The following is a 15395-nucleotide window of genomic DNA, read 5'->3' on the forward strand; positions in this document are numbered from 1 at the left end:
CGCTTCTCAGATATTCATTTTGTTGAAGACGACGGCCGGCAGGTGGCGGATCACCATCATGATCAGCGCCCACTTGCCGGGCGCGTACACCACCGGCTTGCCGGCGCGCGAACCGTCGACGATCAGGCGCGCCACGCTTTCCACCGGCGCCAGGCCGCGCTGCGGCAGGTGCGCCGTCATCGGAGTCGCGGTCGGACCCGGCTTGACCAGCACCACCTTCAGCCTGCTGCCGCTGCCGGCCAGGCGGTGCTGCAGGCCCTGCGCATAGCGCGTCACCAGGCCCTTGGCGGCGCCATACACGTAGTTGGAGCGGCGCCCGCGGTCGCCCGCCACCGAACCGATGATGGTGATCGTGCCGCCGACTGCCTCCATGTGTCCGGCGAAGGCTTCGGCGAACAGCACCGGCGAGACGCCGTTGACGTCGAGCGCCTCGGATGCCGCTTCCAGGTCGCGTTGGCACTGCTGCTGGTCGGGCAGCGAGCCGTGCGCGATCAGCACCTGGGTCGGCATGCCCTCGCGCACCACGGCGTCGGCCAGCGCGCGGATCGACCGGGGATCGGAAAAGTCCGCGCTGCGCACCGTGACGGCGGCGCCGGGGCCGCGCACGCGCAAGTCGGCGGCGACGCGCTCGAGGCGGGCGGCGTCGCGCCCGACCAGGGTCAGCGCGACGCCGCGCCCGGCCACCCACAGCCGCGCGCAGTGCTCGGCAATGGACGACGTGGCACCGATGATCACGATGCGTTGTTGAAGGTCCTGCATATCAGCTTCCTATCAAACGGCGCGACATCGACGAGCTGATGCCCGGGTCGCGGTATTGCAAGAATTCGGCCAGGCGCGGATAGCCCGATTCGAACAGGTCGCGCGGCATGCGCGCATCCTTGGCGGCGTAGATGCGCCCGCCGGCGGCGCGCACGATGGCGTCCAGGCGTTCGAACAGGCGCAGGGTCGGCGCGCCGCGGTTGGGAAAGTCCAGCGCCAGCGTGACGCCGGGACGGGGAAAACTCATCATGCCCACGCTCTCGCGCGCGCCGAAGGTCTTCAGCACGGCCAGGAACGAGCCCTGCCCGGACGCCTTGATCGCCTCCAGCATCGCGCCCACCGCGGCCTGGCCGCCGGCGCGCGGCACCACGCTCTGGTACTGGTAGAAGCCGCGCGGGCCGTACATGCGGTTCCAGTGATGCAGGTTGTCGAGCGGGTAGGTGTATTGTTCGAAGTGGGCGATGGCGTGCCCGGCCTTGAGCGCATTCAGGCGGAAATAGGTTTCGTTGAACGGGCGCAGCGACAAGCCGTTCACCAGCGACACCGGCGGCACGAACGGCACGCTGTTCGCTCGCCGCCCCGCCTGCGCCTGCAGGTCCGGAATGGCAGCCGGGTTGGCGCGGAAGAACAGGCCGCGGCCGATGCCGGACAGGCAGTCGATCCACGACACGGTATGCTCCCAGCCGGCTTCCGAAGCGTCGGCCAAGGCGAAGAATTCGTCGAGATTGCGGTACGGGACGGTATCGGTCACCAGCCAGGGCCCGGCCACGCGCCGCAGCTGCAGCTCGGCCTCGACGATCACCCCGGTCAGGCCCATGCCGCCGACGGTGGCGGCGAACCACGGGTCGCCCGGCGCGCAATCGATCACGGCGCCGTCGGTGCGCGCCAGGCGCAGGTGCAGCACGTGGTCGCCGAACGCGCCGAGCACATGGTGGTTCTTGCCGTGCACGTCGTTGGCGATGGCGCCGCCGACGGTGATCATCTGGGTGCCGGGCGTGACCGGCAGCAGCCAGCCGTGGGCCAGGCTCATGCGCTGGATGTCGCGCAGCAGCACGCCGGCCTCGCAGCGCAGCCGGCCGCTGGCGGCGTCGAATGCGATGAAGCGGTCCATGGCGGCCGTGCGCCACAGGCGCCCGCCCGGGTTCAGGCAGACGTCGCCGTAGCTGCGCGCATTGCCCTGCGCCAGTCCGGTGACGGCATCGGCGCCGCGGCGCGCGATCTGGCGCGCCACCCGGCCGCGGTCGGACAGCGCCACCAGCTCGTGCTCGCCGCTCGCCAGCCGGCCCCACGACGACACCTTCACCATGGCCACCCGAGCGCGCCGGCCAGCACCACCGCCCCGAAGGCCAGCCCGGCCAGCCGGCTGGCGCGGTCCTTCACCGCGAACACCAGCGGGTCGTCGTGCATGTGGCCGCGGTGCGCCTGCATCCAGATCCAGCTGACCCAGAACAGCAGCACCGGCACCGCGCCCCATACCGCTTCAGGCTGGCGGTACAGCACCAGCACGTTGTCGCTGTTCAGGTACAGCGCCAGCACCACCGCCGACGCGTAGCCGGCGGTCACGCCCAGGTTCAGCACCAGCGGCTCGTCGCTGGTGTAGTAGCCGCGCCCGTGCACCTTGGTCTTGCCGGTCGAGGCCTGAACCTGCAGTTCGGCATAGCGCTTGACGAAGGCGAGCGACAGGAACAGGAACACCGAGAACGCCAGCAGCCAGAACGACAGCGGCATCCACAAGGCGGCCGCGCCGGCGATGATGCGCAGCGTGTACAGCATCGCCAGCGTGATGCAGTCGAGCAGGATGACGCGCTTGAGCACCCAGGAATACAGACAGGTCAGCACGAAATAGCACAGCAGCCAGGGCAGGAAGGTACCACCGACCAGCGCGCCCAGCGCCAGGCTGGTTCCCAGCAGCAGCGGCGCCAGCAGCACGCCCTGCCAGGCCGGCACCGCGCCCGAGGCGAACGGGCGCAGGCGCTTGCGCGGATGGGCGCGGTCGCTTTCCAGGTCGAGCAGGTCGTTGGCGATGTAGACGGTCGAGGCGCACAGGCTGAACGAGACGAATGCCAGCAGCAGCGTCAGCCAGCCATCGACGTCGCCGACCTGGTGCGCCGCCAGCAGCGGCATGAACAACAGCAGGTTCTTCAGCCACTGGTGCACGCGCAGCACCCGGCGCCAGGCCGCGAAGCCGCGCGGCGCCGGTGCGAATTCGCGTTCGACGCGGCACTGGGCGGCGGCCTTGTGCGCCAGTCCGCGCGCGCCGTTGACCACGATCGCGTGGCGCGCGTGGCGCCATACCGCCAGGTCGGCGGACGAGTTGCCGACGTAATCGAAGCGCCGCTCGCCATAGCGCCGCACCAGCGCTTGCGCCTTGTGGCCGCCGGCCAGGTTGGTGCTGCCGTCGCTGGCCATGACGTCGTCGAACACGCCCAGGTGCGCCGCAATGGCTTGCGCGATCGCGTGGTCGGAAGCGGTGCACAGCACCACCTGGCGGCCGAGCGCGCGCTGCTCCTTCAGCCAGGCCAGCAAGGCCTCGTTGTACGGCAGCAGCGACGCATCGAAGCCGCTGCGGCTGGCCAGGTTGCGCTTCAGGACCGCCTTGCCCTGCATCAGCCACACCGGGATACGCAGCGCGTCCAGCGGACGGTCGCGCGAAATCCGCAACGCCGATTCGTGCAGCATGTCCGTATGAATCAGGGTGCCGTCCAGATCGACGATCAGCGGAACGGCGCGTGTATCGATTTCCTGAAGGGAGACTGAAGGATCGAGCACTGGCGCCCCGGTCGAATGCATATGAAAAAGGTAATAGTAAATCTCAGCTATTATACCTTGAGCAATACTGTCCTTCTATCGCTTTCGACTCCAAGGCCAGGCCCGATTGTAATTGTCTGTCATTTTCTTGTTACAGCCAGCCAAAGGAAATCCATGTTTTCCCACGTTTTCATCGGCGTGAGCGATTTTGTGCTGGCGCTGGCGCATGGCGGCCGCTGCGCCGGCGCGCCCGGCCTGCGGCCCGACTACCACGCCGATTACTACGGCGCCTATTTCCATGACCCGGACGGCAACAAGCTGTGCGTGGTGTGCCACGATGCGGCGGCGGTACCGGGGTGACAATCCGCGCGCTTTAAGCGGACTCGTCCATGCTAGGATCGTGCGTCATTGTATTTACGAACGCCATGTATTCATCTACCCTGCGCCGCCACGCTTGCCTGTTCGCCTTCCTGCCCCTGCTATGGGCCTGCACCGGCAAGTCCACCCCCGATACTGCCGAACAGGCGCGCCAGGACATCGAGACCGCGCGCCGCGATGCCGCGGCGATGGAACAGAAACTGGCCGCCCTGCCGCCGGCCTGCACGCTGGGAACGGCGCACGGCGAGGCCGGCGCCTGGGTCGATGCACCGCATGCCAGGGCGGAACCCGGCCAACCCTTCGTGTACCACTATGCGTTCGACAAGACCGTGACGGGGCGCGCCTTCCATGTCGCACTGAACCGGAAGGCCTGGCGCAGCCTGGACAAGGTGGAAGCGCGCGACGCGCGCGGCGAGTGGACCGTGGTCTGGGCCGGCACCCTGCCCGAGGCGCCGGCCGAATGCGAATACCTCAGGCTGGAGCAGGCGTTCGCCAACGGCCCGAGGCAAGTGGACGCGATGCGCTTCTCGTTCTATCCGGGCCCGGAAACCATCACCGCCGCGGATGCCGGCGTGCTGCCCGCCGGCTGAGGCTTTATAGCAGCACCAGGTTATCCCGGTGCACCAGTTCCGGCGCCTCGACGTAGCCGAGGATGCCTTCGATCTCGCTGGACGGATGGCGCATGATGCGTTTCACTTCGGCGCTGGTGTAGTTGACCAGGCCGCGCGCGATCTCGCGCCCGTCCGCATCCACGCAGCCCACCAGCGCGCCGCGTCGGAACTCGCCGCGCACCGCGCTCACGCCGATCGGCAGCAGCGACTTGCCCTCGCGCGCCAGCTTCTGCACCGCGCCGGCATCCAGCACCAGCTCGCCGGCGGTGTGCAGGTGGTCGACCATCCACTGGCGGCGCGCGGTCAGGCGCGCGGTCGGCGCCGTCAAGGCGGTGCCGATGGCTTCGCCGTGCGCCAGGCGCACCAGCGCATTGTCTTCGCGGCCCCAGGCGATCACGGTGTGGGCGCCGGAGCGCGCGGCGCGCCTGGCGGCGAGCACCTTGGTCAGCATGCCGCCGCGGCCGATGCTGCTGCCGGCGCCGCCGGCCATCGCTTCCAGCGCATCGTCGCCGGCCTGCGCCCGGGCGATCAGGCGCGCGGACGGGTCCTTGCGCGGGTCGGCCGAATACAACCCCTTCTGGTCGGTGAGGATCACCAGCGCATCGGCCTCGATCAGGTTGGCCACCAGTGCGCCCAGCGTGTCGTTGTCGCCGAACTTGATCTCGTCGGTGACCACGGTGTCGTTCTCGTTGATGATCGGGACCACGTGCAAACGCAGCAGCGTGGTCAGGGTCGAGCGCGCGTTCAGGTAGCGTTCGCGGTCGGCCAGGTCGGCGTGGGTCAGCAGCACCTGCGCGGTCTTGACGCCGTGGCTGCGGAAGCTGGTCTCGTAGATCTGGGCCAGGCCCATCTGGCCGACCGCGGCGCATGCCTGCAGTTCGTGGATGTCGGTCGGGCGCGCGGTAAAACCGAGGCGCAGCATGCCCTCGGCGATGGCGCCGGACGACACCAGCACGACTTCCTTGCCGAGCGTGCGCAGCGTCGAGATCTGCGCGGCCCAGCGCGCGATGGCGGCGTGGTCGAGGCCGCGGCCTTCGTTGGTGACCAGGGACGAGCCGACCTTGACGATGATGCGGCTGGCCTGGCGGATGACGGAATCGGCGACGCCGTCAGGCGCGGCGGCGGAATGGGAATCGGTGGCGGAGTTCATGGGGCGAATTCATCGGAACAATGCATTCCCGCGCGGACGCAAGGCCAGCAGCGCCAGGCCGGCCAGCACTTCGGCGACGCACACGAGGAACAGGGAACCCTTGGGCAGGCCGATCGCGAACGCCGCGACGAAGCGGCCGAGCGGCTGCGCCAGGATGAACAATGCTGCGAGGTCGCCGAGGATGGGCTGGTCGCCCCGCCTGGACGCCAGCAGAGCCAGCCCCGCGGTGGCGAGGCGCACTCCGACATAGATGGCGTAGAACTGGCTGTAGCCGTTCACGCCGACGAGAAACAGGCCCATCGCCTCCGCCACCCGGTCCGGGTTGAGGAGCGCCGCCAGCGCGGCCAGCGAATGGGCGGTGGCGCACACGCCCAGCAGCTGGCTGCGCCAGTGGGCGCGCCGCCGGGCGGGATGGGCGATGGCGCCTGCCAAGGTCAGTCTTCGAGAATCTTGAAGCGGGGATCGTCCGGATCGATCGACGAGATGCCGCGCGCTTCCTCGGTCATCTGCGTCTCGGCCGAACGCTGTTCGACGTGGCGCTTTTCTTCCAGGTGCTGGTAGATCGCGTGCACCAGGTCTTCGCAGCCTTCGCGATTGAGCGCCGAGATCTCGAACACCGGCCCCTTCCAGCCCATGCGCTTGACGAAGTCCTTGACCGCCTTGGCGCGCTCGGCTTCCGGCACCACGTCCAGCTTGTTCAGCACCAGCCAGCGCGGCTTGTCGACCAGCTCCTGGTCGTACTTTTCGAGCTCCTTGACCAGCGCCTTGGCTTCCTTGACGGCGTCGGTCTTGCCGTCGAACGGCGCCAGGTCGACGATGTGCAGCAGCAGGCCGGTACGGCTCAGGTGGCGCAGGAACTGGTGGCCCAGGCCGGCGCCTTCGGAGGCGCCTTCGATCAGGCCCGGGATGTCGGCGATCACGAAGCTCTTGGCGTGCGAGACGCGCACCACGCCCAGGTTCGGGTGCAGGGTCGTGAACGGGTAGTCGGCGATCTTCGGGCGCGCGTTCGAGACGGCGGTGATGAAGGTCGACTTGCCGGCGTTCGGCATGCCCAGCAGGCCGACGTCGGCCAGCACCTTCAGTTCCAGGCGCAGCTCGCGCCGTTCGCCGTCCTTGCCGTCGGTCTTCTGGCGCGGCGCGCGGTTGGTCGAGGTCTTGAAATGGATGTTGCCCCAGCCGCCCTCGCCGCCCTTGGCCAGCAATTCGACCTGCTCGTGCTCGGTCAGGTCGGCGATGATCTCACCGTTGTTGTCATCGATGATCAGGGTACCGACCGGCATGCGCAGGTAGACGTCCTCGGCGCCCTTGCCGTAGCAGTCCGAGCCGCGGCCCGGTTCGCCGTTCCGGGCCGTGTGGACCTTGGAAAAGCGGAAGTCGACCAGCGTGTTGACGTTGCGGTCGGCGATCGCCCAGATCGAGCCGCCCTTGCCGCCGTCGCCGCCGTCGGGACCGCCGAACGGACGGAACTTCTCGCGGCGGAACGAGGCGCAGCCGTTGCCGCCGTCGCCGCCGATGACTTCGATTCTTGCTTCGTCGATAAACTTCATGATGAGACCACCAAAAACTAAAAAGGCCCTACCTCAGGGCAGAGCCTCTCGATTGAAGGCTTGCGCCTTACAAAATCAATTACGCTGCGATCGCTTCTTCAGCGACTGCTTCGTTTGCAACCACCTGGTTCGCCACGACGGTCACGTACTGCTTCGAACCGACGCCTTGCTTGACGAACTTGACGGTGCCATCGACCAGGGCGAACAGGGTGTGATCCTTGCCCAGGCCAACGTTGCTGCCCGGACGAACCTGGGTGCCGCGCTGGCGGATGATGATGCCGCCGGCATTGATTGCCTGGCCGCCGTAGACTTTCACGCCGAGGCGTTTGCTTTCCGAGTCACGGCCGTTGCGAGTAGTACCGCCGCCTTTTTTGTGTGCCATTTATTTACTCCTGACTGACTTTAAGAAGGGACGCGCGGCAATCAGCCGTTGATCGCAACCACTTGGATTTCGGTGTAGTTCTGACGATGACCCTGGCGCTTCTGGTAGTGCTTACGACGACGCATCTTGAAGATACGCACTTTGTCGTGGCGACCGTGGGACACAACAGTCACCTGAACCGAAGCACCTTCGACCAGCGGCGCACCAAACTTGATGCTGTCGCCCGCGCCTACCGCGAGAACCTGGTCGATCGTGATTTCGGAACCAATGTCTGCCGGTATCTGTTCTACTTTGAGTTTTTCGCCAGCGACAACTTTGTATTGCTTGCCACCGGTTTTTATGACCGCGTACATGATTGAAACCTCATTGATTGTTAAAAAATTTCCCAGCCAGACCGCGTCGAACCGCCCTCGAGATCCGGGGAACAGAGGATTATACATGCAGTTGTGCACAGCGTCAAAATGGCTGTGATGGATTGATATTCAAGTGCCTCAGGAACCACATCCTGCGGGGAAACGTAGCTCGGCCGTCGTCCCCGCGAAGGCGGGGACCCATGCTGAGGATCTGAAATCGATAGCCTTGATACCGTCGGGCTGCTTCCAATCTGCCGAATTCTGTTGCTATGTATGGGTCCCCGCCGCCGCGGGGACGACGGCTTTACCGCCAGGCGCGAACAAGCGCGGGTTTTGCTTGTCTGTCGTATAATCGCGCCACTTAACAAAATTCAAACCGCCCTCTTCCAAGCAGGTCTGCCTTGTCCGCCGCTATCCAAACTGCCCAACAGAACCCCATCACCCGCACGATCGCCGCCGACATGGAGGCCGTCAACGCTGTGATCCGACAGCGGCTGCAGTCGGACGTCGCGCTGGTGAACCAGATCGCCGAGTACATCATCAGCGCCGGCGGCAAGCGGATCCGTCCGGTGCTGGTGCTGCTGCTGGCGAATGCCTACGGCTACCGCGGCGCGGGGCACCACGAACTGGCGGCGGTGGTCGAGTTCATCCACACCGCGACCCTGCTGCACGACGACGTGGTCGACGAATCCTCGATGCGGCGCGGGCGCCAGACCGCCAACGCCCTGTTCGGCAACGCGGCTTCGGTGCTGGTCGGCGACTATTTGTACTCGCGCTCGTTCGAGATGATGACCGCGCTGGACGACATGCGCATCATGCGCATCCTGTCGCGCGCCACCACCGTGATCGCCGAAGGGGAAGTGCTGCAGCTGCTGAACATGCACGACCCGGACGTCACGCGCGAAAACTACCTGAACGTGATCCGCTCGAAGACCGCCAAACTGTTCGAAGCGGCTGCCCAGCTGGGCGCGCTGGTGGCGGGCGCGGACGACAGCCGGATCGAGGCGGCCGGCGAATTCGGCCGCTCGCTGGGCACCGCCTTCCAGCTGATCGACGACGTGCTCGACTACGCGGGCGACGCCAGCGAGATCGGCAAGAACGTCGGCGACGACCTGCGAGAAGGCAAGCCGACGCTGCCCCTGATCTACGTGATGGAAAACGGCACGCCCGAGCAGCGCGAACTGATCCGCACCTGCATCGAGCAGGGCGACGAGACCCATTTCGACGCCGTGCTGACTGCCGTCCAGGACAGCGGCGCGCTCGACTACACGCGCCGCGAAGCCGAAGCCGCCGCCCGGCGCGCCGCCGCCGCCATCGCCGACCTGCCCGACAGCGAGTACAAGCAAAGCCTGCTCCAGCTGTGCAGCTTCGCTGTTGACAGGAACCATTGAGGCAACTATAGTAATGCCTTCCCGAGATTCGGCAACGATTCTCGAACAGTCGGGGTGTAGCTTAGCCCGGTAGAGCGCTACGTTCGGGACGTAGAGGCCGGAGGTTCGAATCCTCTCACCCCGACCATCCGTTTTCTCCCTCGCAGTGTCGACGCAAAGCCTTCCACGGTCGCGCACGCTGCTCCAGGTACTACCAGTCGGGGTGTAGCTTAGCCCGGTAGAGCGCTACGTTCGGGACGTAGAGGCCGGAGGTTCGAATCCTCTCACCCCGACCATCTTCCTGTCTGCTTCCGCGCGCTGTCTCTTTCCGTTTGTTCCGTCTTTCCTCCTGACGCCAGGTTTTTCATGTCGCGCATGCGCTCGTGCCGTTGCGCGCGCCGCCCTGCTGTATTGACACCTACAATCGATATGCATACCGCCGGGGCCGTCACGCGCCACCGCGGCCGATCGTCGTCAGCCGGAGAAGCCATGCTCGAATCCGTAGGCACCCCCACCCTGTATCTATCGTTCACGGCGCTGGTCGCCGCCCTGCTCGCGGTCGATTTCCTGGTGCTCAAGACCTCGGGCACGCACCGCGTCAGCACGCGCGAGGCGGCCGGCTGGTCGGTGGTATGGATCACCATCGCGCTCGGCTTCGGCCTGTGGTTCTGGTGGTATTTGCAGGACATCGTCGGACCGGACATGGCGCGCGCCAAGGCCACGGAGTACGTCACCGGCTACCTGATCGAGAAGTCGCTGGCAGTCGACAACGTGTTCGTGTGGATCACGCTGTTCAACTTCTTCGCGGTGCCGGCCGCCTACCAGAAGCGCGTGCTGCTGTACGGCGTGCTGGGCGCGATCGTGCTGCGCGCGGTGCTGATCTTCGTCGGCGCGCTGCTGCTGGCGCGCTTCCACTGGATCCTGTACGTGTTCGGGCTGTTCCTGCTGTACACCGGCGTGCAGATGCTGCTGGCGGCCGACCACGACGCCGACCTGGCCGACAACCGCGTGCTGCGCTGGCTGCGCGGGCACATGAAGATCACCGACGACTACCACGGCGAGCGCTTCTTCGTGCTGAAGCAGGGCGTGCGCTACGCCACGCCGCTGTTCGTGGTGCTGCTGATGGTCGAGGTCACCGACGTGATCTTCGCGGTCGATTCGATTCCCGCCATCTTCGCCGTCACCGGCGATCCGTTCATCGTGTTCACCTCGAACATCTTCGCCATCCTCGGCTTGCGCGCGATGTACTTCCTGCTGGCCGACATGGCCGAGCGTTTCCATTTGCTGAAATACGGCCTGGCGGCGATCCTGGTGTTCATCGGCGCCAAGATGCTGCTGCTGGATGTGTATAAAATCCCGACCGGGATTGCGCTGGGGGTGGTGGGGTTGATCCTGGCGGCGTCGGTGGTGGCCAGCCTGGTGACGTCGAAAGCCGTACCCAAGCCGTGATCGGCTCCTGAACGCGTCGTCCCCGCGAAGGCGGGGACCCATGCTGAGCGACAGAATTCGGTATATTGGAAGTAACTCGAACGCTTTAAAAATACCGACCTTGGACACTCAGCATGGGTCCCCGCATACGCGGGACGACGTATTCCCTGCTATCGCCATCATCCACGACAGCAATGAAAACACTCAGTTTTCGACTGCGCGCGCCTCGGCCAGGATCGCGCGGATCTCCGGAATGCACGACCCGCAATTGCCGCCCGCCTTGACGCAGGCCGTCACCGCCGCCGCATCCTTGCAGCCATGCTGCCGGATGGCGATCTCGATGGTCTTGCGGCCGACGCCGAAGCACGAGCACACGGTCGGCCCGGCGTCGACGCCCTGCTCGCGCGCGCGGCCCGACAGCAGGCCCATGCGGTCGGCCGGCGCCAGGCGCTCCTTGGCGAACATACCGGCCAGCCAGGCGCGCGCCGGCAAATCCTGGCGGCGCGACACGAATAGGCAGGCTTCGATGCGGCCGTCGACCAGGTGCGCGGCGCGGTACACGCCGCCGTTGCGGTCCTCGGCCTCGATCCAGTCGGCGCCCTCGTCGTCGGCGGCGCCGTGCTCGTGCGGCGCCACGCCCAGCAGGGCGCGGCCCCAGCCGGCGGCGTCGGCGAACGGCTTGCGCCCGGCCAGTTCGTAGCGGATGAAATCGGCGCCCTGGATGCGGGTCCAGTGCGCCGCTTCCAGCAGCGGCAGTTCGCTGCGGCTCAGGATGAAGCCGTACCAGTTGACGCCGAACGGCTCCAGGCGCACCGGCGTGTGCTTGAACTCGGGCTCGCCCGAGACCGGGTCCACCGCCGGATTCACCACCGCGCCCACGCGCGCGTCGGACGCGGTCTGGGCGCTCCAGTGGATCGGCATGAACACGCTGCCGCGCGCGATGCCGCCGCCGTGCTGCACGCGCGCCACCACCGAACCCCAGCCGCTCACCACGCGCGCCAGTTCGCCCGCCTTGACGCCCCACAGCAGCGCATCCTGCGGGTGCATGTCGACGAAGGGTTCCGGCACGTGCTCGGCCAGTCTCGGCGACTTGCCGGTGCGCGTCATGGTGTGCCACTGGTCGCGCACGCGGCCGGTGTTCAGCACCAGCGGATAGTCGCCGTCGGGCAGGTTGGCCGGCGCGCGCGCCACGGTGGCGACGAAGCGCGCACGCCCGTCGGGGAATGAAAACATGCCGTCGCCGAACAGGCGCGTGCTGGCGTCCGCTTCTTGTGCAGCTTCTCGTGCCGCTTCTTGTTCCTCTCCTTGTGCCGCCAACGACGCTGCCGCGCCAGCCAGCACCGGCCACTGCAGCGGCGCCAGCGCATCGTAGGCGGCGCGCGTCATGCCGGCCAGGCCGCCGATGTCGAACAGCCGGCGGCGCTGTCCCGGCGTGCCGTTCTGCCAGGCGCTCAGGCGCGCGTGCTCGTCGAAGATCTCGTGCGGCGCGGTGAAATCGAACCCCGCGTAACCCATGCGGCGGGCGACGTCGCAGATGATGTGCCAGTCCGGCCGCGCGGCGCCGGGCGCCGACAAAAAGCCGCGCTGGCGCGAGATGCAGCGCTCGGAATTGGTGACGGTGCCATCCTTCTCGCCCCAGCCGAGCGCCGGCAGCAGCACGTGCGAGACGGCGTTGGTATCGGTGCCGAGCGCGATGTCGGACGCCACCACCAGCTCGCATTTGGCCAGGGCACGTCGGGCCTGGTCGGCGTCCGGCATGCTCACCAGCGGGTTGGTCGCCATGATCCACACCGCCTTGACCTTGCCCGCTTCGATGGCCTGGAACAGGTCGACCGCCTTCAGGCCGGGCCGCTCGGCCATGCGCGGCGCCTGCCAGAAGCCTTGCAGCGCCGCGCGCTGGTCCGGATTGTCCAGGTCCATGTGCGCGGCCAGCATGTTGGCCAGGCCGCCGACTTCGCGCCCGCCCATGGCGTTCGGCTGGCCGGTCAGCGAGAACGGCCCCATGCCGGGTTTGCCGATGCGGCCGGTGGCCAGGTGGCAGTTGATGATGGCATTGACCTTGTCGGCGCCGCTGCTGGACTGGTTGACGCCCATGGTGAAGGCGGTGACCACCTTGTCGGTGGCGGCGAACCATTCGTAGAACTGGCGCAGCAGCTGCGGGTCGATGCGGCAGGCCCTGGCCACTTCCAGCAGGTTGCCGCCCTGCCCGGCCGCCGCCAGCGCATCGTCCAGGCCCGTCGTGTGGCCGGCCACGAAGGCGGCGTCCAGCCGGTTTTGCTGCGCCAGGTAGGCCAGCAAGCCGTTGAACAGCGCCACGTCGGCGCCCGGCTTCAACGGCAGGTGCAGGTCGGCGATGTCGCAGGTGGCGGTGCGGCGCGGGTCGATCACCACGATCTTCAGGTGCGGGCGCGCTTCCTTGGCGCGCGCGATGCGCTGGTACAGCGTCGGATGGCACCAGGCCGCGTTGGAGCCGACCAGCACGATCATGTCGGCCAGCTCGAAGTCCTCGTAGCAGCCGGGCACCACGTCTTCGCCGAAGGCGCGCTTGTGGCCGGCCACCGCCGAGGACATGCACAGGCGCGAGTTGGTGTCGATGTTGGCGCTGCCGACGTAGCCCTTCATGAACTTGTTGGCGACGTAGTAATCCTCGGTCAGCAGCTGGCCCGAGACGTACAGCGCCACCGCGTCCGGCCCGTGCTCGGCGATGATGCGCTGGAAGCCGGCGGCGACCTTGTCCAGCGCCTCGTCCCACGTGGCTTCGCGCAGCGCGCCGCCGCCGTCACCATCGGCGTCGCGCAGCATCGGCGCCAGCAGGCGCCCCTGCATGCCGACGGTCTCGCCCAGCGCCGAACCCTTCACGCACAGGCGCCCGCGGCTGGCCGGATGGTCGGCGTCGCCGGCGATCGCCAGCGTCCCATCCTTGCCCATGCTGGCGTTGACGCCGCAGCCGACGCCGCAGTACGGGCAGGTAGTGCGCACGGTGGCGGCGGATTGGATGAACGACTGTTCGGACAACTTCATGGTGATACTCCCGCTCAAGCCGCCTGCTTCGCGTTCTCCGCAAGGGCCTGGCCAAACAACAATTGGTCGCGCATCGACGCGATGTCGGTGCGCTTCTGGATCAGGTCGAAGTACCAGGGGCCGTCGGCCACGTCGCCGTACAGCACCGCACCGACCAGGCGGTTGCCGGCCACCACCAGGCGTTTATACACGCCGCCGCGGCGGTCGCGCAGCACCAGGTCTTCGCTGCCTTCGCCGCCGACGATGTCGCCGGCCGAGTACAGGTCGACGCCGGTCACCTTCAATTTGGTGGCAGTGGCCTGCTGCACGTAGCGGCGGTGGCCGGCGCCGGCCAGGTGCGCCGCGCACACGCGCGCCTGGTCCCAGATCGGCGCCACCAGGCCGAAGGTGGCGCGCCGGTGCTGCACGCACTCGCCCACCGCGTACACGCGCGGGTCGTAGGTCTGCAGCGTGTCGTCGACCACGATGGCGCGCTCGCAGTGCAGGCCGGCCGACTGCGCCAGCGCGATGTTGGGACGCACGCCGGCCGCCATCACCACCAGGTCGGCCGGGATCTCTTCGCCGTCCTGGAAGCGCACAGCGCGCACGCGCGTGCCTTCTTCGTCAGCGACGATCTCGGCAGTCTGGCGCTCCAGCAGGATACGCAGGCCGCGCCGCTCCAGCGTGGCGCGCAGCAGGCCGGCGGCGGAGGCGTCCAGCTGCTGGTTCATCAGGCTGGCGGTGACGTGCACCACGCTCACCTCCATGCCCTGGCGGCGCAGGCCGTTGGCCGCTTCCAGGCCGAGCAGGCCGCCGCCGATCACCACCGCATGGCCGCCCGCGCGCGCGGCGGCCAGCATGGCGTCGACGTCCTGCAGGTCGCGGAAACCGACCACGCCGTCGAGCTGGTGGCCCGGCACCGGCACGATGAAGGGTTTCGAGCCGGTGGCGATCAGCAGGCGGTCGTATTCCACCGCCAGGCCGGATTGCGCATGCACGATGCGGCGCTTGCGGTCGATGCGCGTCACCGGATCGCCCGCATGCAGGGCGATGCCGTGCTCGGCGTACCACTCGCGCGTGTTGAGCATGATGTCGGCGAAGGCCTTTTCGCCGGACAGCACCGGCGACAGCAGGATGCGGTTGTAATTGCCGTGCGGCTCGGCGCCGAACACGCTGATGCGGTACATGTCGGGCGCCAGCTTGAGCAATTCCTCGACCGTGCGCATGCCGGCCATGCCGTTGCCGATCACCACGAGGGACGGTTTGTCGACATCCGGCGCATCGTGCGCTTCCATGGTCAGGCTCCCACCCAGACCCGGCCATCCTCGACGCGTACCGGATAGCTGGACACCGAGTTGTGCGGCGCTTCCAGGCATTCGCCGGTCTGCAGGTCGAAGTGCTGCTTGTAGATCGGCGAAGCCACCACGATGCGCTCGCCGATGCTGCCGACCAGGCCGCGCGACAGCACGGCGGCGTCCGAATTCGGGTCGACGTTGTCGATGGCGAACAGGCGCGGCGCGCTCTCGTCGGCGCCGACGCGGAACACGGCCACTTGCCGGCCGTTGATCAGCGCGCACACGCCGGTATCGGGCACGATGCGCTCCAGCGTGCAGATCGGGTTCCAGTGTTGCGTTTGAAGGTCGCGCTGCATGGGATTCTCCTTGATGAC

The 15395-nt window shown here is 67.4% G+C and carries 14 protein-coding genes, 2 tRNA genes and 1 pseudogene; 6 read left to right on the plus strand and 11 right to left on the minus strand.

The features are described 5' to 3' along the window. Positions 1–6 precede the first annotated feature (6 nt). From HH212_RS02920 to HH212_RS02930, 3 genes are read right to left on the minus strand one after another with little or no spacing between them, the layout of a single operon-like run. Positions 7–759 carry an SDR family NAD(P)-dependent oxidoreductase gene (locus tag HH212_RS02920; protein WP_169434013.1) on the minus strand — a complete coding sequence of 251 codons (753 nt, stop codon included), beginning with the start codon at positions 757–759 and terminating at the stop codon, positions 7–9. A 1-nt stretch (position 760) separates the two neighbouring features. Further along, positions 761–2065, minus strand: a complete 1305-nt coding sequence (locus tag HH212_RS02925) for an FAD-binding oxidoreductase (protein ID WP_170205231.1) — start codon at positions 2063–2065, stop codon at positions 761–763. After that, on the minus strand, positions 2059–3528 hold the full coding sequence (locus HH212_RS02930; protein ID WP_255486920.1) for a UbiA family prenyltransferase: 1470 nt from the start codon (positions 3526–3528) through the stop codon (positions 2059–2061). Before HH212_RS02930 ends, HH212_RS02925 begins: the two co-directional genes overlap by 7 nt. Positions 3529–3720: 192 nt before the next feature. On the opposite strand from HH212_RS02930, the pseudogene HH212_RS02935 reads away from it, so the two are divergent. Further along, positions 3721–3867, plus strand: a pseudogene (locus HH212_RS02935) (VOC family protein); the annotation flags it as partial. A gap of 65 nt (positions 3868–3932) precedes the next feature. Then, complete coding sequence (locus tag HH212_RS02940; RefSeq protein ID WP_169434015.1) at positions 3933–4475, plus strand: hypothetical protein; 543 nt, start codon at positions 3933–3935, stop codon at positions 4473–4475. 4 nt (positions 4476–4479) lie between these two features. On the opposite strand, the gene proB is transcribed toward HH212_RS02940, so the two are convergent. From proB to rplU, 5 genes are all read right to left on the minus strand, one after another. Continuing rightward, positions 4480–5646, minus strand: coding sequence for a glutamate 5-kinase (gene proB / locus HH212_RS02945; protein WP_169434016.1), 1167 nt, complete (start codon positions 5644–5646; stop codon positions 4480–4482). Positions 5647–5655: 9 nt separating this feature from the next. Further along, entirely contained in the window at positions 5656–6078 is a 423-nt protein-coding gene (locus HH212_RS02950) for a hypothetical protein (RefSeq protein ID WP_229217540.1), read from the minus strand. 2 nt (positions 6079–6080) lie between these two features. Continuing rightward, positions 6081–7193, minus strand: a complete 1113-nt coding sequence (obgE, locus tag HH212_RS02955; RefSeq protein WP_169434017.1) for a GTPase ObgE — start codon at positions 7191–7193, stop codon at positions 6081–6083. 79 nt (positions 7194–7272) lie between these two features. Continuing rightward, the gene (gene rpmA, locus HH212_RS02960) at positions 7273–7575 is read right to left on the minus strand and encodes a 50S ribosomal protein L27 (RefSeq protein WP_169434018.1); all 303 of its coding nucleotides are present in this window, start codon (positions 7573–7575) and stop codon (positions 7273–7275) included. Between the two features lie 41 nt (positions 7576–7616). Next, positions 7617–7928, minus strand: coding sequence for a 50S ribosomal protein L21 (gene rplU, locus HH212_RS02965; protein ID WP_170205233.1), 312 nt, complete (start codon positions 7926–7928; stop codon positions 7617–7619). 401 nt (positions 7929–8329) lie between these two features. Here rplU and ispB point away from each other — a divergent pair, with 401 nt between their 5' ends. The 4 genes from ispB to HH212_RS02985 all read left to right on the plus strand — a co-directional run bounded on the left by ispB (position 8330) and on the right by HH212_RS02985 (position 10747). After that, positions 8330–9319, plus strand: coding sequence for an octaprenyl diphosphate synthase (gene ispB / locus HH212_RS02970; RefSeq protein ID WP_169434019.1), 990 nt, complete (start codon positions 8330–8332; stop codon positions 9317–9319). A gap of 50 nt (positions 9320–9369) precedes the next feature. After that, a tRNA-Pro gene (locus tag HH212_RS02975) sits at positions 9370–9446 on the plus strand. Positions 9447–9517: 71 nt separating this feature from the next. Beyond that, positions 9518–9594 (plus strand) — tRNA-Pro (locus HH212_RS02980). Positions 9595–9787: 193 nt separating this feature from the next. Continuing rightward, on the plus strand, positions 9788–10747 hold the full coding sequence (locus HH212_RS02985; RefSeq protein ID WP_169434020.1) for a TerC family protein: 960 nt from the start codon (positions 9788–9790) through the stop codon (positions 10745–10747). Positions 10748–10930: 183 nt separating this feature from the next. Here the strand turns inward: HH212_RS02985 and HH212_RS02990 are convergent, their stop codons facing one another. From HH212_RS02990 to nirD, 3 genes are read right to left on the minus strand one after another with little or no spacing between them, the layout of a single operon-like run. Beyond that, the gene (locus HH212_RS02990; protein ID WP_169434021.1) at positions 10931–13747 is read right to left on the minus strand and encodes a nitrate reductase; all 2817 of its coding nucleotides are present in this window, start codon (positions 13745–13747) and stop codon (positions 10931–10933) included. 14 nt (positions 13748–13761) lie between these two features. Further along, positions 13762–15021, minus strand: coding sequence for an NAD(P)/FAD-dependent oxidoreductase (locus tag HH212_RS02995; RefSeq protein WP_211172447.1), 1260 nt, complete (start codon positions 15019–15021; stop codon positions 13762–13764). A 2-nt stretch (positions 15022–15023) separates the two neighbouring features. Continuing rightward, a complete protein-coding gene (gene nirD, locus HH212_RS03000) occupies positions 15024–15377 on the minus strand; it encodes a nitrite reductase small subunit NirD (protein ID WP_169434023.1) in 354 nt (117 codons plus the stop codon). Between the last annotated feature and the right edge of the window lie 18 nt (positions 15378–15395).

Origin of the sequence: Massilia forsythiae, from assembly GCF_012849555.1 — a bacterium.
In the GTDB taxonomy this organism is placed as follows: Bacteria; Pseudomonadota; Gammaproteobacteria; order Burkholderiales; family Burkholderiaceae_D; genus Telluria; species Telluria forsythiae.